Origin of the sequence: Humibacillus sp. DSM 29435 (assembly GCF_001758225.1) — a bacterium.
GTDB lineage: Bacteria > Actinomycetota > Actinomycetes > Actinomycetales > Dermatophilaceae > DSM-29435.
This window is the reverse complement of sequence record NZ_MAST01000019.1, coordinates 1-18,317: the sequence shown is the minus strand read 5'-3', so window position 1 is coordinate 18,317 and position 18,317 is coordinate 1. Positions and strand designations below refer to the sequence as shown.

Sequence of the window (18,317 nt, the reverse complement as noted above, 5' to 3'; positions counted from 1 at the left end):
AACAGCTCACGACTGCTTGACGCGCACCATGCCCTCCTGGGCGGTGGTGGCCACGAGCACGCCGTCACGCGAGAACATCTCGCCGATGCCGAGGCCCCGCCCGCTCGTGGCCGACGGTGAGTGCTGGGCGTAGAGGATCCATTCGTCGGCCCGCACGGAGCGGTGGAACCACATCGAGTGGTCGAGGCTGGCAACGCGCAGTCGCGGGTCGGTCCAGCTGAGGCCGTGGCGCCGGATGACCGGCTCGAGCAGCGAGTAGTCGCTGGCGTAGGCGAGCACCGCGGCGTGCAGCAGCTCGTCGTCGGGGAGGGGGGCGACCGTGCGCATCCAGACGTGCTGCTCGGATGCCGCTCCGCCGGGCGGGCCCTGCCACAGGCTGCCCTCGACGTGGCGCAGGTCGATCGGGCGAGCCTCGGCGAGCTGTCTCGCTCTCGGGTCGTCGGAGGCGGCGAACAGCTCGGACAACGGCTGGAGGGTCTCGGGCGCCGGCACGTCGGGCATGACGTCCTGATGGTCGAGACCGTTGGCGCGCGTCTGGAACGAGCACGTCATCGACATGATCGGGGCCCCCTTCTGTACCGCGTGCACCCGGCGGGTCGAGAACGAGGCACCGTCGCGCATCTCCTCCACCGCGAACCGGATCGGAAGCTTGTCGTCGCCCGGGCGCATGAAGTAACCGTGCAGCGAGTGGATCGGCCGGGGGGCGCCGAGCCGCTCGGCGTCGATGGTGAGACCGGCGGCCATGACGCACTGGGCGAGCACCTGGCCGCCGAAGACCCGACCGTGCGGCATCCGCTGGCTACGGCCCTGAAAGACCCGCGCCGACGTGGCGCCGATCGACGATGCGGCGTCCTGGCCCTCGATGCCAGTGACGGACAGATACGCGGTGCCGAGCTCTTTGAGCGTGAGGACGTCGACGAGGTCGTCCATCGGGGAGAGGCCCGCCGGGGGTGCTGGGGCTCCTGAGGCGGCAGAGGTCTCGGTGGCATCGGAGGTGTCGGTCACCCGTCAGACCCTAACCAACCTCGGCACGGTGGTGCTGACCTTGGCCCCCCGGCGGTACGAGCTGCGCACCTCGCTTCGCGGCTGCGCCGCGGTAGATCCGTTCGTCTCGGCTGAGCTGCGTTGCAGCAGAACGGATTTCCCTGATCTGACCCTTGCCTGCCCTATCGAACATGTGTTCTAATTATGGAACGGCGAGGGAGGAACCATGGATGTCGTTTCAGTGCTGGAGCGCACGGTCGAGGTGCAGGTCGAGGGTCTCGCGGCCGCCGCGCCGCTGCCGCTCGCGTTGATGGTCGACCATCTGATGACGTTGGTTGACCGACGCTCTGATGCACCCGAAAGTCACGACGATCTGGGGGTGTCTTCGACCGCCGGCAGCGACCTGGCGCACGGCGAGGCCGCGATGGCCATGGGGCTGTCCGCCTTCGAAGCCGCGGAGCGGTTGCGTGGGCTCGTCGACGCGGCCCAGCTCGGGGCGCTGACGCGCTTGCACTCCTCGGCGCAAGCCGTCTTCGACTCGGCGGCGGCCCAGTCGTGGGTGGGGCGCACCCCATTCACAGTGCACGAGATGGTGGTGCTGGAGGTGACGGCCGCGACCGGCCTTGGGGCCGGTGAGGTGGGTAGCCGTCTCGACCTTGCCATCGGCTCCGTAGCCCGCTTCGGCTTTCTGCGTGATGCGGTGGCCGCCGGGCTGACCACGCTGCGGCGGGCCTGCCGCCTCGTCGAGGCCACGCGCCAGCTCGGCGACGAGGCCACCGACACGGTGGTCCGTACCGCCCTGGCTCCCACCCGTGACGGTTCAGGGCTGTCCGACCCGCTTTTCTCGCAGCGGATGCGAAGGGCGATCCTCGCGGTCGACACCGAACGCGAAGCGACCCGTGCGGCCGCCCGCAAGCGCGTCGGCGCCTACGCCCAGATCTTCGACGACGGCACCGGCACGCTCACCATCACCAACGATGCTGAGAAGATCGCTGCCGCCATCGACCGGGCCGATCGTGCGGCCCGCGCCGCCCGCGCCCAGGGCGACCCGAGAACGCTCGACCAGCTGCGCGCCGACTTCCTCACGGATGCCGCCATCTTCGGCTGGCCCGATGGCCGTGGCTCCTTCGGGTCGGTCAGACGCCAACCCGCCGGATCGGTGCGGGTCGTCATGCCGTTCAGCACGTTGTTCGGCCACGACGACGCGCCGTGCGAGCTGCCCGGGCACGGCTGGGTCAGCGCCCGGCACGCGCGCGAGATGGCCACGGCCGAGGGGTCGACGTGGCAGGCGCTGCTCGCTGACCTCGACACCGGTCGCGCACTCGCCCTCTCCCGCAAGGGGTACCGCCCGACTCCGGAGATGATCGAGCACGTTCGGGCCGTTGACGGCATCTGCCGCGGGCCTGGTTGCCAGGTGAGGGCCGATCGGTGCGACATCGACCACGACATTCCGTGGCCGGTCGGTCCGACCGATGTCGACCACCTCTCGTCGAAGGACCGCAAGCACCACCGGGTACGTACGACCGGCTTGTGGTCGGCTGTTCGCCACCCTGACGACTCGATCGAGTGGCGTACCGCAGCGGGCCGACGCTACATCACCTTTCCGTACGACTGGTTCGAGGGCGTCAGGCCGAATCAGCCGGCCTCCGACCACACCCCACCGATCGCGCCGGCTTCGATGGATCTGCAGCGGCGAGCTGCCGAGCCCCACGACCCGCCACCGTTCTGATCGCCCTCACAGCGTCACGCGCAGGATGAAGCATGAGACGGCCGGGTTGCGTAGGGCGTCTGCGCCACGATGGGCTCGGGCGAGACTGGGTGGGCGAGGCCTCTGGGGTGGTCGCGGAGAGTGGCCGCATAGGCGTTGGGCGTCAGTCCGCTGGCGCGAGGCGGCATGCCCTGAGGCAGGTCGGCGACGTGGCCGTGCTGGCCGACAACGACTGGAAGCTTCCGCCCGCCGAGCTGGTGCTGGTCGACGGGCGGCGCGAGCCGCTGTCGATGCTCTCGCGGCCACAATCGGTGAAGCTACGAGAGCACGCCCTGTGCCCGAGCCCGGGCGGGTGCCAAGGCACCCTCGAGGCGTGAGTCAGGACTCGAGCGCGAGCACGAAGGGCAGCACAGCCTCGGCCCCGGCCTGCCGCAGGATGCCGGCCGAGACCGTGAGGGTCCACCGCGAGTCGCAGACGTCGTCGACGAGCAGCACCGGGCCGTTGACCTCGCGGAGGGCGGCCGCGAGCGCCGGGCCCACCGCGAGTCGCTCCCATACGGCAGCGAGGCGGAACGCGCTGTTGCCGCCGGGGTCACCGACCGGGCCACCGTCGACGAGGTCGAGACTGCCGAGGTAGGGCAGCCGGCCCAGCTGGGAGATGCCGGTCGCGAGGGAGCCCACCAGCTGCGGCCGTCGGCGCGAGGGGACCGAGACGATGGCGACCGGCCGCTGCGCCCAGCTCCAGCCCGCCAGCACGGCCACGCAGGCCTGCACCAGGGGGGCGGGCACCTGCTGGTCTTCGGAACGCAGCAGCTCGCGCAGCCGCTGGCCCCAGCCGAGGTCGGAGAGCCGAGCCACGGCCCGGCCGTCGTCCATGGCCACGGCCGGTGCGATCTTGCCCTTGACCGGCACGCCCAGCCGGTCCATGCCGGTAGGCCACTGGGCTCGGGGCGCGAGCACCACGCCCGGCCGGTCGAGCCGCGCTCGGGCGGTGTTGACGGCCGCGTCGGGGATCTGCGCGTCGAACCACGGGCCCGAACAGTTGTCACAGCGGCCGCAGGGCTGGGCTGAGTCGTCGTCGAGGCAGCGCTGCAGGAACGCCATGCGGCACTCGCCGGTGCGCTCGTAGTCGATCATCAGCTGCTGCTCCCGCTCGCGCGCCTCAGACACCCGACCGTAGCGCTCCGCGTCGTAGGCCCAGTCAGCACCGGTGGCGGTCCAGCCGCCCTGAACGCGCTGCACCGCTCCGTCGACGTCGAGCACCTTGAGCAGCAGGTCGAGGCGAGTGCGGCGGATGTCGACGATCGACTCCAGAGCCATCGTCGACAGCGGCTTCTGGGCCGCAGAGAGGGCCCGGATCACGGCGTCGGCCTGCTCCTGCTTCGGCATCGACGCCGACGCGAAGTAGCGCCAGATGTCTTTGTCCTCCGGCCCGGGCAGCAGCAGCACGTCGGCGCGGTCGGTGGCCCGGCCGGCTCGTCCGACCTGTTGGTAGTAGGCCACCGGTGAGGAAGGAGCCCCGAGGTGAAGCACGAACCCGAGGTCGGGCTTGTCGAAGCCCATCCCGAGCGCACTGGTGGCGATGAGGGCCTTGACCTCGTTCTCGCGCAACGCCGTCTCGAGCCGGATGCGTTCACCGGGCTCGGTGCGACCGGTGTAGGCGGCAACCTGGTGACCGGCCTCGCGCAGCGCCACGGCCACGTCTTCGGCGGCGGCCACCGTCAGGGCGTAGACGATCCCCGAGCCGGGCAGCTCGCCGAGGTGCGCAATGAGCCACGCGAGACGCTGCTCGGGCGCCGCCAGCGGCAGCACCCCGAGGCGCAGGGAGGCACGCGCGAGCGGGCCGCGCAGGGTGAGCACGTCACGGTTGCCGGCGCCGAGCTGCTCGACGACGTCGGTGACGACGCGCGCGTTCGCGGTGGCGGTGGTGGCCAGCACCGGAGTGCGGTCGGGCAACGTCGTGAGCAGGTCGCGGATGCGGCGGTAGTCGGGCCGGAAGTCATGGCCCCAGTCGCTGATGCAGTGCGCCTCGTCGACGACAAGCAGCCCGCACGTCTGCGCCAGGGTCGGCAGCTGCTCGTCGCGGAACCGGGGGTTGTTGAGACGTTCGGGGCTGACGAGCAGCACGTCGACCTCGCCTCGGGCCAGGGCGGCCGAGACCGTGGCCCACTCCTCGGGGTTGGTGGAGTTGAGGGTGACGGCCCGGATGCCGGCCCGCTCGGCTGCCCCGATCTGGTCACGCATCAGGGCCAGGAGGGGGCTGACGATCACGGTCGGCCCGGCGCCCTCGGCCCGCCGCAGGGCGGTGGCCACGAAGTAGACGGCCGACTTTCCCCACCCGGTGCGCTGCACCACGAGCACCCGTCGGCGCCCCTCGACGAGCGCGCTGATCGCCTCGAGCTGCCCGTCACGGAAGTCGACGTCTTCGCGGCCGACCAGCCGACGTAAGGCGGACTCGGCCCGCTCGCGCAGCTCTGGGTTCAAGGTTCCGTCGGTCAGAGTGGTGGTCGAGGGGGAGCCGGTCATGACCCCAACCTACGTGGGGCCGCTGACGCGGCGGCCCGGCATCCGGTCGCTGTGGACGAGCGCGGACACCGCGTGAGGGGTGTGGACGGGCGGTGCGAGGATGGCGTCATGACCGATGATCGAGCCGACGCAGCAGCCGACCAGCCGAAGCCGTACGCAGCACACGTGGCGCTGCGGTGGTCAGACATGGACGCCTACGCGCACATCAACAACGTGCAGTTCCTGCGGCTGCTCGAGGACGCCCGCGTCATCGGGTTCCGCGACTGGTTCGGCGGCCAGGACGCCGGGCAGCGCACGCTGCTCGACGAAGGGGTGCTCGTGTCGCGGCACGAGATCGAGTACCGCAGGCCCCTGGGGTTTCGGCACGAGCCGGTGGAGATCCAGATGTGGGTCTCCCGGGTCGGTGGAGCCGGGTTCGACGTGGCGTACATCGTCACCGACCCGGCCGGGATGGCCGCCGACCAAGACGGTGGTGGCGGTGGTGGCGGCATCGTCTACGCGGTGGCCGAGACCGAGCTGGCCCTCTACGACTTCACCTCCGAGACCCCCCGACGCATGCGCGACCACGAGCGCGAGTCGGTGCGCGCACACATGGGCGGACCCGCCCCGTTCCGTCGACGTCGCAGGTGAGCCGCCGATGAGCTCCATCGACTTCGGCGACGAGCACGCGCTCGCCGACTTCGCGACCTTCGTCGGTCGCGCCCGACAGGTTCGCGCGGATGGTGCGGTGCGGCTTCAGGTGATGGGTGGCCTGCTGCTGTCGACGGTCGCGGTGCTCGACGGCTCCGGTCTGATGGGGGAGGGGGCCGTGCTCGGCCTGCGCGTGGTGCCGGTGGCTGCGACCGATGACCTCGACGCCACAGTCTCGTTCGCGTCGATCGGTGACCGCCTGGCACGCGGAGGCTCGGCCGTGCTGCCCGTCCCCCCGGTCACGGTCAGCGTGCCGTGGGCCGGGTTGGCGCCGCCGCGTGGAGGTTGGGAGCCGGTGGGTTCACTGCCCTGCTCCGACGTGGATGACATTGCGCGACAGGGTATCTCGGCCGTCGCTGAAGGAAGCCCCGCCACGGCGGGAGGTCTGGCCGTCGAGGCGCTGCGCCGGCGGGTGTGGGGGGCGATGAGCGACACGCGCCCACCGATCGTCGCCGGTCTGGCGCTGGGAGCGCATGTGCTCGGCTTCACGGTGGCGGGCTCCGCGGCATCCGTCTCGGCGAACGGGCGATGGACGCGGCTCAGCACGTCGCAGGGGCACGTCCTCGTTCGTTGAGCCCGGTCCCACGCGGAGTGGTGCTCGTGCTCAGCTGGTTCCGGTCCAGGCGCCGCGCTCGGTCAGGACGCGCTTGAGAACGTCGATGCGGTCGCTGACCAGACCGTCGACGCCCAGGTCGAGCAGCCGGGTCATCTCCGCGGGATCGTCAATGGTCCAGACGTGCACCTGGCGACCGGCGCGGTGGGCCGCCTGGACGAACGACTCCGTCACCAAATCGAGCTGCCGACCCGCGACGCGCACCGTCGCGGGCACCTGCAGCACGTCGGCGGGGGTGTGCAGCAGGCGGCTCAGGGATGCCGGTGAGAAGCGCAGGAGGGCGGTGCCGGCCGCCCCGGCCGCCGTGGCCACCGACCCCTTGGCCAGTGAACGGAACCGCGACAGGTGACGTTGCTGGAAAGAGCCGACGCAGATCAGGTCGTGCACGGCGTACCGCTCGATCAGCTGCCACAGCGGGCCCGCCGTGCCGCGGGCCTTGAGGTCGACGTTGAGGTAGGTGCCCGGGAAGGCCTCGATGACGTCGGTGAGCAGCGGCACCCCCTCGCTCCGATCTGCGCCGAGCCGCGCTTGGCTCACCTCGCTCCACGGTAGGTCTCGGATCAGGCCCTTGCGGTCGGTCACCCGGTCGAGGCGAACATCGTGGAAGGCCACGACCCTCCCGTCGCGAGTGACGTGCACGTCGGTCTCGAGGTGCGTGTAGCCGAGACCGACGGCGTTGCCGAACGCGGTCATCGTGTTCTCGAGGCCCACGTTCGGCGGGTACAGCGAGCCGCCCCGGTGCGCCAGCGCGACCGGCGTGTGGTCGAGGTAGGGCCGAGCTCTGCTCATCCTGCGACCCTATGCGGCCCGTGCCAGACCGGTGCCGCAGACCCACCGACATTGCCGCCCAACCTGTGAGACCTTGCCAGCAGCTCTGACACCGTTTCAGGTCAGAGTGCCTGATCTCGGATTTGGCTCAGCCCGCCACTCGTAGGCATCACCCGACGCGTCGATGGTGGAGATGAGGGGAGGGACGCGATCGTGGACCAGCTGCAGCCCGAGCGCCTCAGGGGTGGTGCCACGGGCAGTGACCAGCATCGTGAGGTCATCGACCATCCACATCACGGCCGACGTTCGCTCAGCGAGGAAGTCGTAGATGGTCCAGGGGAGCGTCTCGGTGAGGTCGCCGACGGCGATGTCGGTGCCCATATCAGGAAAGGCATTCGTGGCGCTGGCCCCCCTGTCCTGCCCGAAGTCGAGGCTGAGACCTGTGCGGGACTCGGTGAACGCAGCGCCAGCCATACCCCGGAGCAGGGCCGAAACCTGCTCGAAAGGGAGGTCGATGTTGATCAGCCAACCTGACATGTCACACCCTTCTTTCGACGGTACGGCCATCGCGCAGGATGACCCGAACCACCTCGATTGTTCCGCGACCGCCGTCAACCGCTGGGGCGGAGCCGTAGCGAAGCAGAGCGTTGTCAACCGCGCCGAGAATATCCCGGAGGGGCAGTCCTGACTCCGTGGCATCGACGAGGATGCGCGACGACTGGCTACCGCCTCTTCTGATGGCGGTGACCACCGTGCTGGTGCTGCTACCCGACAGTGCCTTGAACTCCCACAGCTCACCGTCGAGGCGTACATCGGGAGAGGTCCCCGTGCCGGTGGCGTGGATGAACTCTATGCGGTGGCCTGCGTGCATGAGCCGCTCCGCAGTGTCGATCTCGTGCTGCTTCAGGTGATCGACGTCGGAGCGGTCCAAGCTGCCGCCGGTGAGGGGGTCGTAGACGAACTGAGCGCCGTGGGCCAAGGCGCGCAGCGTCGGGGTGAGGTTCAGCGGGGTCGGTTCGGGTCGACGCTCGACGGCACGTACCGCGGCGTCGATCTCGGTCACCCTCGCGAGCAGTACCGAGCCGGCGCTCGGCAGAGGGGTAAGGCGGTTCGTGCCGCTCTTCAGCAGCACCTTGAGCGAGTCGGGACCCGTCGCCGTCGTGGAGCGGATGCCGTTGAGCAGCCCGGTCAGAGCCGCGGTGCGTTGTTCGTTCGCGAACGACTGCTTCAGCTCGACGTCGGATCGCACCATCGAGATGGCCAGCTTCTCGTAGTCGCCCTTGGTGCTCCCGTCGACGACCAGGGTCTTGACGTGGTCTCTGAGCTCTCTCGGTCCCTTCCTCAGGGCCACCACGAAGTTGGTGGCCTCGGCGAGGTTGCTCCACATCGAGGCGTTGAGCTCGTCCTGCCTGCGCGCCAGCCCGATGAGCGCCCACGAGGCTGAGGCGTCGAAGAAAGCCATCCGCTGGATGCCGTCGTCGACCGAGAGCCCACTGACCGCGTCGGCTCTGGCGTCGGCGACCGAGCCGGTCATCAGCCGTTGATAGTTCTCGGCCGGCGCCTTCGGGCCTGCCGAGAAGTCGGTCGACAGAGTGAATGCGCCCACCAGGTTGCTCAGCTCGCCGACACTGAGCACGGGTTGGAAGTCACCACCGACCGGGCTGGCGTACTCGTCACTGTCGAGGGCCAGACCCGGGGTGTTCAACGCCCTCGTCACGTTGGCGTGCATCGCCAGCGCCCAATCGACGGCCTGATTCTCAACGGCAGCCGTGTTGTGCTCGTACTGTCGCGTGCTCGAGACGCCCTGCTGCGCGTAGCCGCTCACCCTCCCGATCTCGGCCATCACCTTGCCGCGCAAGGTAGCCGCCAGCGCGCCGCCGCCGACAGACGACGCCCGCATCAACCGGGCGAGGTCGTCGGTGGTGGCCAGGTGCAGGTCGTTGCTGGTGGCCGGGGCGTTCGCGTTGTAGGTCACGAAGCGCCGGGCCAGGTAAGCGGCCACGGAGATCGGACCGCCGCGGGTATCGGTCAGGATGCCGCCGTCGAACGTGCCGGCCAGCAGCTCGCGCTGGGCCACCGGGTCATCTCCCACCTCCGAGAGCAGCACGTGCAGGGCGTCGCCGGAACGGTTCGCGTCGTCGAAGAACGAGGTGAAGTGGTCGCTGCCGTGCGGGGCGACGGTGGCGCCGTGCCTTCGCCTGAGGTCGTCGTCGCGGGTCTCGGCCACCTCGGCCCGAGCGGTGCCGGTCACGAGCCGCTGCAGGAAGCCGGGAGCGATGGTGCCGGTCCACCCCGAGTGCCGGGCCCCGGTCACCAGCTGCCCCATCAGCCAGTACCCCGCGTAACGGTCGCTACCGGCGGAGTCGGCCACCTCGCCGCCGAGGGAGGCGACGACGGTGTCACGCAGGAGCGCGGAGCCTGAGTCGACGAGCCGCTGGGTGCGGGGGTCGAGACCGGCGGCTGCGGGGTTGCTGGCGGTCAGCAGCAGCTGACCCAACAGCCCGGCGACGCCCTGGAGGTCGTCGGCGCTCGCGGTGGAGTCGCGCCGAGACAGTTCGGCCAGCAGGCCCTGGATGCCGTTCACGCCGAGCTCGTCGACCACGACCTGCGCATACACCGGGTCGCCAGCCCGACCGCGCATCGAGGCGAGCAGGTCGGTCAGGTGCTGGCCTGATGACCCGCCCGACCTGCTCGAGGCACCCGGCCCGAGCACCCGCCTGAGCGCGGCCGCGTCGCCGACGGCGAGCCGTCGCGACCGGGCGCCCGCGGCGGCGCCCTCGGCGAAGGTCATCCCGACGAAGAGCCGCTCACGCAGGGCGGTACCGGTCGGCTCGGCACCGTTCGGGAAGGTGCGGTTTGTCGCCGCCTCGACCGCCCGCGCCGCCGCTGCCGCCGCGGCGCGCAGCACCTCGACCTGCTGGGCGTGCTGCCACGACAACCGTGACTTCACGGCCTCGTGCTCCTCGGTCAGCAGGATGACGGCGTGCGCCGACGCCAGATCGATGACGGCCTGGGCGCGGGTGGTCGCGACCGCCTGGGTGTGTGCGGCCATCTCGCCGTTCCACTGCTGTTGCAACCCTGCCACGGCATTGCGCACCAGCTCGAGAGTGGCGGCGTAGCGAGTCAGGGCGGCAGCGGCTGCCGTCAGCGCTTCGAGCACCCGGGCGGCCCGGCCCACCAGCACCACCGACTCGGCGACCGCGGTGTCGGCCGCCACGCCGGCCCAGACCTCAGGCAGCCGTTGCGCCAGGACTCCGTGTATGAGCGGGGTGCCTCGTGCTTCCGCCTCGATGCCCCGCAGACTGCGTGCCCGGGCGCGGAGCAGCGCAGCGTCACCCGCTGGCATCGGCAGGGCCGCGCCTGCGGCCACGGCCGTCCCGGACGGCCACGACGGATGGCTCACCCGGCGACCTCGAGGCCGATCATGGCCGAGAACGCCATTGCGACACCGAGCTGCGTCTCGCGATCGCTGTCGACGACGAGATCGAGATCACCAACCAGAGCGGCAGCCGCGTCGGCGACAGCGTGCAACGAGCCGACGTGCACGACCCGGAATCGTTCGAGGGCCCGCAGCAGCCCGTCGCTGTCGGCGTCGACGGCCCCCTGCGCCGATGACACCGTCACCGAGAGTGAGGTGGCGCAGGTGCGGAACATCGCGGGGTCGGTCGCGAGGGATCGGCGCACCTGCGACACGCCGACGTCATCGATGCGGTAGCGAGCCATGCACCGACCGTAAAAGATCCCGCCGAGACGTCTCGGGCGTTGTCCACAGGGTCGGAGACGACTCGATTAGGGCGCCCGACGGAGATGAACGCCCTGACCTGCCAGCGGGACTCGTCAGAGCCAGCGAGCCCAGACCGTCGTGTCGGTCGGCACACCGGCCTCGGCCAGCGGCCCCGAGGCCACGATGACCTCACAGCCCGGCGGAAGCATCACGGTGGTCTCGCCGAGGTTCGCGACCACGAGCAGGCGATCGCGCCCTTCGGCATCGTTGACGAAGGTGACGACGTCGTTGCCGTAGCCCTCGACGAAGCTGAGTGAGCCCGTGCCGAGCGAGAGGTCGCGTCGGGCGGCCAGCAGCGAGCGGTACAGCTCGAGGGTGGAGCCGGTCGCTCCCTCCTGACGGTCGACCGCGTAGTGGTCGTAGCTCGCCGGTTGGGGCAGCCAGGTGGCCTCGGCTGGGCCGAAGCCCAGGCTCGGAGCCCCGCCGACCCACGGCAGCGGCACCCGGCATCCGTCTCTCCCGATCTCCTGCCCGTCGGTGCGCCCGAAGGTGGGGTCCTGGCGGACGTGGTGCGGCAGGTCGGTCGAGTCGGGCAGACCGAGCTCTTCACCTTGGTAGAGGTAGGCGCTGCCCGGCAGCGCCAGCATGAGTGCGGTCGCGGCCCGGGCCCGGTGCAGCCCGAGGGCCTCGTCGGGCTGGGCGTCATCAGCCGAGATGCCGTTCGGCACCCGGTACCCCGGCGCGTAGCCGAGCCTCGTGGTGTGGCGCACCACGTCGTGGTTGGAGAGCACCCAGGTCGACGGCGCGCCTACGGAGTCGGCCGCGCGGAGGGAGCTCTTGATGACCGACGTGAGGTCAGGCGCCCGCCACGGAGTCTGAAGGAAGTCGAAGTTGAAGGCCTGGTGCATCTCGTCGGGCCGCACGTAGAGCACGGCCCGCGACTGCGGCTCGACCCACGCCTCGGCGCAGAGGATGCGGTCGGGTGCGCCGTAGCCGTCGAGCACCCGGCGCCAGGCGCGGTACACCTCGTGCACGCCGTCCTGGTCCCAGTAGGGGGTGTCGACCCGGTGGTCGTCAGCGTCGCCGGCGTCGTCGACGTCGTCGACGTCGTCGACGTCGACGTCGTCACTGACAGCGGCGCCATCGCTCACCGTGTCGCCGAGCATGGTCGTGCGCTCCTGCGCGTCGGGGAGGCCATCGGCCTTGATCAGCCCGTGCGCGACATCGACGCGAAAGCCGTCGACCCCGCGGTCGAGCCAGAAGCGCAGCACCGACTCGAACTCGGCTCGCACCGCAGGGTGCTCCCAGTTGAAGTCAGGCTGCTTGGGGTCGAACAGGTGCAGGTACCACTGGCCGGCCTGTCCGTCGCCCTCCGTGATGCGGGTCCAGGCGGGGCCGCCGAAGACCGACTGCCAGTTGTTCGGCGGTAGCTCGCCTGCGTCGCCCGCGCCCTCCCGGAACATGTAGAGGTCGCGTTCTGCGCTGCCGGGAGCCGCCGCCAAGGCCGCCTGGAACCACGCGTGCTCGTCGGAGCTGTGGTTGGGCACCAGGTCGACGATGACCCGCAGGTCGAGCTCACGGGCGCGCGCGATGAGGGCGTCAGCGTCGCCCAGGGTGCCGAAGAGCGGGTCGACGTCGCGGTAGTCGGCCACGTCGTAGCCGGCATCCGCCTGGGGTGAGGTGTAGAAGGGAGAGAGCCAGATGGCGTCGACGCCGAGGCGGCTCAGGTGGTCGAGCCGGGCCGTGATGCCGGGCAGGTCACCGATGCCGTCGCCGTCGCTGTCGGCCCACGACCGCGGGTAGATCTGGTAGATCACGGCCTGACGCCACCACGCCGCGTCGGGTCCGGCGCCGTGGTGGGTCACCACGGCCGACTCGCGAACGGTGGCGTCGCCCGACAGGTCGGGGAGGCGTGCGATCAAGGGTCTGATCGAGGGTGCGGTCAAGGGTGTGGTCAGGTCCACGGCTGATTGCGTCACGGGCCACCATCGTTCCGTATCGGCCGCAATAATCCAAAGATTGTTTGCAAGAAGTTGCAGACTGCTCGTTGGGAGGCTGGCCGGCAGTCGTCTCCGTCGACCCCTGCCAGCGGGTCACGCGTTCGAGCGAGGGCTCTCGACCTCCGCCGGAGGTCGGCGCAGCGACGTCTCAAACCGGCGGATGCGGTCGCGGCGGCGCGCCGGGTGGCAGCAGGAAGTCGTTGGGGCCGGCGCTGTAGTACTCGCCGGTATACGTGAAGGTGCCTTCCCCGCTCAGGAGGCCGGCATAGATCGCCAGCGACTCGTCGAGCTTCTTCGCGCGCACAGCCCGCCCCTCGTCGGGCTCGAACGCGGTCCAGCCCGGCTGCAGGACGCCGAGACCGGCCGACATCGTCACCCGGCCAACACTGATTCGTCATCCCTGCCATCCACCCGCCCGACGAGGGGGCGCCGAAGACCGTGGCGGCTTCGCGGGGGGCATCGAGCCCGTGCGAGCCTGCGCGCCGACCTCGGCCGTCCGTGGGCGGGCTGTGACGTCGTCATCGGGGCCGACTCTACCGGGGCTGTCAGCGGCGAACGGTTTCGGGAAATACTCACGATTTTGAGACGGCGTGAGACAGATCGTCACTTCAGCTGCGTATTTGAGACTTCGCGCGGGGACTTTGAGACAAGCGGCGCCGAACTCACCCGCTCCGCGGCAAGACCGGAAATGGGGGATCAGGCCGCTGACGCATAGTTACGCAAGCAACAGCCGCGCCTGACGACCCGCAACGATAGCCGCCTCGGACTGTTTGCCTCCCCTGCCAACAAAGCGGTCCCCCCGTCGTCACCAAGCTCGTTTGGCTGGCCCGCTCCGTGCCCGACGCACGCGACATCGTCAATAAGCTCACCGCTTAACGGTGTTCGGCTTAACATCGGCGGCTCTCGCTAAACGGGGTGGGCGCCGCTTGCTCCAGCAGCGTCCTGGAGGAGGTAGGTCCCTGCACCGGTCACGACCTGGCCCGCAGCGTTGAAAGTCAGGACTTCGCTCACGAGCCCACCGGTGTGGTTGCGGTAGTTGATGACGATCAAATCGAGCCCGCAGTAAACGTGCACGATCTCGAAGTACAGATCGGGGAAGCGCTGCAGACCGATCGTCCAGTAGTCCCGAATGGCTTGTTTGCCGTGGAGCACACCCCCGGTGTGCGGGAGGAGCTGGGCTGCGACAGGTGAAGAGAAGTCCGCATCGTCATCAAAATGGGAGAGCACCCCGTCCAGGTCATGGTCATTCCACGCCCGGACCCACGATGCAGCGAACTGACGAGCGGTTTCGATGTCCACACCGACAGAATGATCCTCACGGCGTTCCCGTGACGCGGCCATCCGCCAAGCGATCACTCTGCGTCGATCGACGACCGGCCTGCGGAACGCCGCTGACGGTCGGCTGGGGCGCGGTATTCGCTGTTGATGTTGCTCACTACGGAGGCGAGGGTTGAGCGGTGTAGGCAGCTGCGGTCTCGGCTGCTCGCGCCGCGAGCTTGTCCCTGATCCGTGAGGGTGTGAGGGCAATAGCCAGCGGTGCTGCGGCCCATAGCGCTCGAATCGCGGGATTGAGTCGGCGGTCCACTTGGCCCGGGCGACGCCCGCAGTGGCGTCATGATCACTGACCATGGGCCTTCTCACCTTCAGCATCAACGTCACCCTGGACGGTTGCGTCGATCACGAGCAAGGGATCGCCGACGACGAGACGCACAGCTTCTTCACTCGTCTCATGAACGAGAGCTGGGCAATGCTGTGGGGTCGCGTCACCTACGAGATGCTGGAGAGTTATTGGCCCGCTGTCGCCTGCGGCGACGTGGAGGCGCCGCCGGCGGTGCGCGAATGGGCGGCCGATCTCGAGGCCAAACCCAAGTACGTGGTGTCCTCGACGCGCAAGGACTTCCCGTGGTCCAACAGCCACCACATCGCCGGGAATCTGCGCGAGGGCGTGCAGAACCTTAAGGACGCAACCCCGGCAGGGGTCCTCCTCGGAAGCGGCAAGCTCGCGACCGAGCTCGACCGGCTGGACCTGATCGACGAGTACCAGATGCTCGTCCATCCCAGGATCGCCGGCCACCGCCCGACGCTGTACCAAGGCGGGCTGCCACGCACGCGCCAACTCGAGCTTCTCTCCGCGGAGCCGTTCCGCAACGGCGTGGTGGCCATGCGTTACCGCCGAGCGCTGAACTAGAGGAGTCCATCGCCGTCGGACGCCACCGACCCCAAAAGCGGTTGGTGGCCTCAGGTCGCGGTCTCTAGAAGGGATCCCTTTTGGAGCCTCCGGCCCGTGGGCGTCGACCGCGCGGATCGCGGCAGTGAGCGGGCGTCCAGTGACACGCCCTACATTCTGTAATACGCTTTGATCATGGAAACGGTGAACGGCGTCCCGGTCAGCGAGGAGAAGATCCGGGAGTGGGCTGAGGAGGCCGAGCGTGGTTACGACGTCGAGAAACTGCGTAAGCGCGGGCGAAAGCCGATGGGTGACGGCCCCGCACGGGTAGTGCCCGTCCGTGTTGACGACACGCTGCTCAGCGCACTGGATCAGCGTGCTGAACATGACCACCTGAGTCGGTCCGAAGTGATCCGTGCCGCTATTCGCGCCTACGTCGCGTGAAGGTCGGTTCGTCGGCCCTCCAGCACGGCATCAGCGAACCTGACATCCTCTTTGCGGCCGAGAACTGGGCCTACGCCAGCCAGCCGGACGACGACATCCCGGCCAAGCAGTTGGTGCTCGGTTTCGATCCGAACGGTCGGCTCCTAGAGCTTGCGATCCTGACTTTCGACAGCGGTCAGCAACTCGTCATTCACGCCATGAAGGCGCGACGCAAGTACCTCCATCTACTTGACTGAGTCCGCCTATCGCGGCAGGAGCGTGCTTCGAAGGAGCCGCCCGGGCTAGCTGTCCCGCGTGGGCGGCTCGTGAAAGTACGTCACGCTCTTGCCCAGCGCGTCGGCGTACGCGATCTCGCGCCGGGTGGCCTCACCGATGTAGCCACCGGGGTTCACGATTCGCACCTCGTCTGCGAGGTCGATCCGGCGCAGGTGCAGCTCTCCCAATGAGCGGGCGAGAGAAGGGTCCGGCACGGACACCTCGGTGGCTTCCGGAGCCAGGACAATCGCCAGATCGAGCGTCAGGCGCGTGCGCTCCGCCGCTAACTCATTGCCGAAGCGCAGGGAACCGCACAGACAAACGATCCTTGGTCGATCAACAGCCATGTCGGACACGAACACCCTTCAAGAGCCCATGAACCGGCAGCATCTCATGATGCCCAGCCGGACGAGCTTGGGGAAGCCCGGTCGTTCGCGCCAGGGCACTTTCACCCGTCGCCACGATCCTCGGAGAGCGGCAATTGAGGATGTTGTGGGTCTGGGTTTCTGTTGCTGGGCAATGTCTTCGCGATCGGGCACAACCTTTGCGCTTCGCATCCCGTTATATAGATGTGAGGGAAGGGAGAGGGTGACGTGAGCCAGGCCAGCGACGACGAGTTCATTGCCTTCGTGTCCGCTTCCTCGCCGGGGTTGCTGCGGCTCGCGTGGATGCTCAGCGGCAGCGAGAGCGCTGCCGAGGAGATGGTTCAAGACGCGCTCTCGCGGGTGTATCCGCGTTGGGGATCCGTGAGCTTACCGTCGCCGCTGGCCTACGCCAGGCGGGTTCTGTTCAACGTGAACGTGGACCGGGTCCGAGCGCGTTCTCGTGAAGAGGTCACCCTCGACGGCGAGATTCCCGAGCGGGGACACGCTTCCTCGATCGTGGAGGACCGCGACCACGTGGTGCGAATGATGCAACTGCTTCCGACGCGCGAACGGCAAGTCGTCATCTTGCGGTACTACGTCGGGATGCCAGAACGGGAAGTGGCCGAGCTCCTCGGGGTCAGTCTTGGCAACGTCAAGGCAGCCGGGTCCAGAGGACTGACCAAGCTTCGAGGCCACCTGAAGGAAGTTGAGGCGCGACCATGAGCATCGAGGACCTCCTAGCGCAGGCGGAACCACGCGCCATGAGCCTGGACCCGCAGCAGGTACTGCTCGCCGGTAAGCGTCGACAGCGCAGCCAGCGTGTCCGTACCGCGATCTTCGGGTCTGCCGCCGCTCTGGCAGTGGTCCTCGTCGTCGTTGCTGGCTTCCACCTCTGGGGCGCAGCGACACCGGCAATCCCCGCCGCACCCTCCCAGACGATGCCTTCCCGATCAGCGTCCCCAGAGGAGGTGGCGCGGGCCTACCTGGCCGCTGCGAAGAACGGCGACTGTGATCTGACGAAGAAGTTGACGCTGGACAGGGCCTTCGCGTGGTGTGATGACCCCAAGATCCTCGACTACCGCACCGTGCGCGCGCTGGCCGGGTTGCAGACCCCGGGGCCCGGCTCGCCGGCTGTGAAGGCGGTCACCTTCGAGATCAACACCACCGGTAGCTCCGATCTCTCCATCCCGGCCGGCTGGATGCCCTGGACGTTCCTACTCACCCAAGGCCCCGACGGGTGGCGTGTCTACGACCAGGGATCGATTTGACCGAGCTTGACAGCGACACCTGATATAGATGCAGCAGGCCATACACCGGCAAGACCAGTCGGCCCCTCAACGCGGCATGTCCGGTAAAGGCCGCTAGGTAACTACTAGCTCGACTCGCTGTGCCGTGAACTCCAGCGCGGTCGAAGGCAGGTCGATCCGGAAGAAGTGCGGTTGTTCAAAGAACAGATCCCTGACCGGCCCTCCGGGGACTTCTGGCTCAGGAGCCGCCGAATCCCCGTCCCAGCGCAGGATCACGACCTGGTCGAACAGCAGGTTGATACGTGCCTCCGGGACGAGCCCTTTCGGGGTGTAGCGAGGGTCGTCGAAGATGAACGTCATCTCGAGTCGTGCCCGGTCAGGCTCGAAGGTGATCGCCGAGCACTGGCTGTCGTGGATGTGAATGAGGACGTTCTGGTCGGTGAAGAACTCGTACAGCCCGGTATCAAGGACCCTCTTGTCTGGGGAGCCGCTGAAGCCGTGGAACGTCGCGAGCTTCCCCGGTGGCTGGGGGTACTGCGGCTGTTCTGGGGCGGTTCTCTTCCTCCCGAACATTCGTCAAGGCTAGCGGGCCGGTGAATGTCGGGGCCTGAGTAATCATCCGAGCCGACGCGTGCTGAGGGTCGGGCAAGATCTGCGATTCGGTAGGACTGCGCGCTACGTGCCGAAGATGAGACGTCCTGTCCGCGTCAGATGAGTGAATTGTCCGAGAGGGTGCGCTGCCCATCCCCGAATCATGACGTACACTTTTGTGTACAGGAGGACATCATGAAGACCATGAGCTACACCGAGTCCCGGGCTCGCTACG

The 18,317-nt window shown here is 68.8% G+C and carries 20 protein-coding genes; 9 read left to right on the top strand and 11 right to left on the bottom strand.

Annotation, left to right across the window (positions count from 1 at the left end):
• Positions 1-6: 6 nt before the first annotated feature.
• A complete protein-coding gene (locus BA895_RS13425; RefSeq protein ID WP_070192445.1) occupies positions 7-930 on the bottom strand; it encodes an acyl-CoA thioesterase II in 924 nt (307 codons plus the stop codon).
• Positions 931-1,210: 280 nt separating this feature from the next.
• Here BA895_RS13425 and BA895_RS13420 point away from each other — a divergent pair, with 280 nt between their 5' ends.
• Both BA895_RS13420 and BA895_RS23955 read left to right on the top strand, forming a co-directional pair.
• Positions 1,211-2,713 (top strand): HNH endonuclease signature motif containing protein, encoded by a 1,503-nt coding sequence (locus tag BA895_RS13420; protein ID WP_070192414.1) that lies wholly within the window; start codon positions 1,211-1,213, stop codon positions 2,711-2,713.
• Between the two features lie 188 nt (positions 2,714-2,901).
• A complete protein-coding gene (locus tag BA895_RS23955; RefSeq protein ID WP_175442323.1) occupies positions 2,902-3,069 on the top strand; it encodes a hypothetical protein in 168 nt (55 codons plus the stop codon).
• Position 3,070: 1 nt separating this feature from the next.
• Here BA895_RS23955 and BA895_RS13415 read toward each other — a convergent pair whose 3' ends face one another.
• Positions 3,071-5,218 carry an ATP-dependent DNA helicase RecQ gene (locus BA895_RS13415; protein WP_070192413.1) on the bottom strand — a complete coding sequence of 716 codons (2,148 nt, stop codon included), beginning with the start codon at positions 5,216-5,218 and terminating at the stop codon, positions 3,071-3,073.
• A gap of 108 nt (positions 5,219-5,326) precedes the next feature.
• Between BA895_RS13415 and BA895_RS13410 the strand changes: the two genes are divergently transcribed.
• Complete coding sequence (locus BA895_RS13410; RefSeq protein WP_070192412.1) at positions 5,327-5,848, top strand: thioesterase family protein; 522 nt, start codon at positions 5,327-5,329, stop codon at positions 5,846-5,848.
• 7 nt (positions 5,849-5,855) lie between these two features.
• A complete protein-coding gene (locus tag BA895_RS13405) occupies positions 5,856-6,482 on the top strand; it encodes a hypothetical protein (protein ID WP_070192411.1) in 627 nt (208 codons plus the stop codon).
• Positions 6,483-6,512: 30 nt separating this feature from the next.
• Here BA895_RS13405 and BA895_RS13400 read toward each other — a convergent pair whose 3' ends face one another.
• The 7 genes from BA895_RS13400 to BA895_RS13370 all read right to left on the bottom strand — a co-directional run bounded on the left by BA895_RS13400 (position 6,513) and on the right by BA895_RS13370 (position 14,312).
• On the bottom strand, positions 6,513-7,310 hold the full coding sequence (locus BA895_RS13400; RefSeq protein ID WP_070192410.1) for a glycerophosphodiester phosphodiesterase: 798 nt from the start codon (positions 7,308-7,310) through the stop codon (positions 6,513-6,515).
• Between the two features lie 96 nt (positions 7,311-7,406).
• Positions 7,407-7,826 carry a hypothetical protein gene (locus BA895_RS13395; protein WP_070192409.1) on the bottom strand — a complete coding sequence of 140 codons (420 nt, stop codon included), beginning with the start codon at positions 7,824-7,826 and terminating at the stop codon, positions 7,407-7,409.
• Between the two features lies 1 nt (position 7,827).
• On the bottom strand, positions 7,828-10,692 hold the full coding sequence (locus BA895_RS13390; protein ID WP_139142653.1) for a hypothetical protein: 2,865 nt from the start codon (positions 10,690-10,692) through the stop codon (positions 7,828-7,830).
• On the bottom strand, positions 10,689-11,012 hold the full coding sequence (locus BA895_RS13385; protein ID WP_070192407.1) for a hypothetical protein: 324 nt from the start codon (positions 11,010-11,012) through the stop codon (positions 10,689-10,691). The genes BA895_RS13390 and BA895_RS13385 overlap by 4 nt, the downstream gene beginning before the upstream one ends.
• A 114-nt stretch (positions 11,013-11,126) precedes the next feature.
• Positions 11,127-12,914, bottom strand: coding sequence for a glycoside hydrolase family 13 protein (locus BA895_RS13380; RefSeq protein ID WP_371327717.1), 1,788 nt, complete (start codon positions 12,912-12,914; stop codon positions 11,127-11,129).
• Positions 12,915-13,161: 247 nt separating this feature from the next.
• The gene (locus tag BA895_RS13375; RefSeq protein WP_070192406.1) at positions 13,162-13,389 is read right to left on the bottom strand and encodes a hypothetical protein; all 228 of its coding nucleotides are present in this window, start codon (positions 13,387-13,389) and stop codon (positions 13,162-13,164) included.
• Between the two features lie 530 nt (positions 13,390-13,919).
• Positions 13,920-14,312 (bottom strand): nuclear transport factor 2 family protein, encoded by a 393-nt coding sequence (locus BA895_RS13370; RefSeq protein WP_254666461.1) that lies wholly within the window; start codon positions 14,310-14,312, stop codon positions 13,920-13,922.
• 328 nt (positions 14,313-14,640) lie between these two features.
• Between BA895_RS13370 and BA895_RS13365 the strand changes: the two genes are divergently transcribed.
• From BA895_RS13365 to BA895_RS13355, 3 genes are all read left to right on the top strand, one after another.
• The gene (locus BA895_RS13365; RefSeq protein WP_070192404.1) at positions 14,641-15,201 is read left to right on the top strand and encodes a dihydrofolate reductase family protein; all 561 of its coding nucleotides are present in this window, start codon (positions 14,641-14,643) and stop codon (positions 15,199-15,201) included.
• A gap of 174 nt (positions 15,202-15,375) precedes the next feature.
• Positions 15,376-15,624, top strand: a complete 249-nt coding sequence (locus BA895_RS13360; protein ID WP_070192403.1) for a ribbon-helix-helix domain-containing protein — start codon at positions 15,376-15,378, stop codon at positions 15,622-15,624.
• A complete protein-coding gene (locus BA895_RS13355) occupies positions 15,621-15,860 on the top strand; it encodes a toxin (RefSeq protein ID WP_070192402.1) in 240 nt (79 codons plus the stop codon). Before BA895_RS13360 ends, BA895_RS13355 begins: the two co-directional genes overlap by 4 nt.
• A 45-nt stretch (positions 15,861-15,905) precedes the next feature.
• Here BA895_RS13355 and BA895_RS13350 read toward each other — a convergent pair whose 3' ends face one another.
• Positions 15,906-16,226, bottom strand: coding sequence for a hypothetical protein (locus BA895_RS13350; RefSeq protein WP_070192443.1), 321 nt, complete (start codon positions 16,224-16,226; stop codon positions 15,906-15,908).
• 246 nt (positions 16,227-16,472) lie between these two features.
• Between BA895_RS13350 and BA895_RS13345 the strand changes: the two genes are divergently transcribed.
• Both BA895_RS13345 and BA895_RS23565 read left to right on the top strand, forming a co-directional pair.
• Positions 16,473-16,967 carry a SigE family RNA polymerase sigma factor gene (locus BA895_RS13345; RefSeq protein ID WP_070192401.1) on the top strand — a complete coding sequence of 165 codons (495 nt, stop codon included), beginning with the start codon at positions 16,473-16,475 and terminating at the stop codon, positions 16,965-16,967.
• Positions 16,964-17,512, top strand: a complete 549-nt coding sequence (locus tag BA895_RS23565) for a hypothetical protein (RefSeq protein WP_139142652.1) — start codon at positions 16,964-16,966, stop codon at positions 17,510-17,512. Before BA895_RS13345 ends, BA895_RS23565 begins: the two co-directional genes overlap by 4 nt.
• A gap of 93 nt (positions 17,513-17,605) precedes the next feature.
• Here the strand turns inward: BA895_RS23565 and BA895_RS13335 are convergent, their stop codons facing one another.
• Entirely contained in the window at positions 17,606-18,064 is a 459-nt protein-coding gene (locus tag BA895_RS13335) for a hypothetical protein (RefSeq protein ID WP_070192399.1), read from the bottom strand.
• Positions 18,065-18,317: the final 253 nt, after the last annotated feature.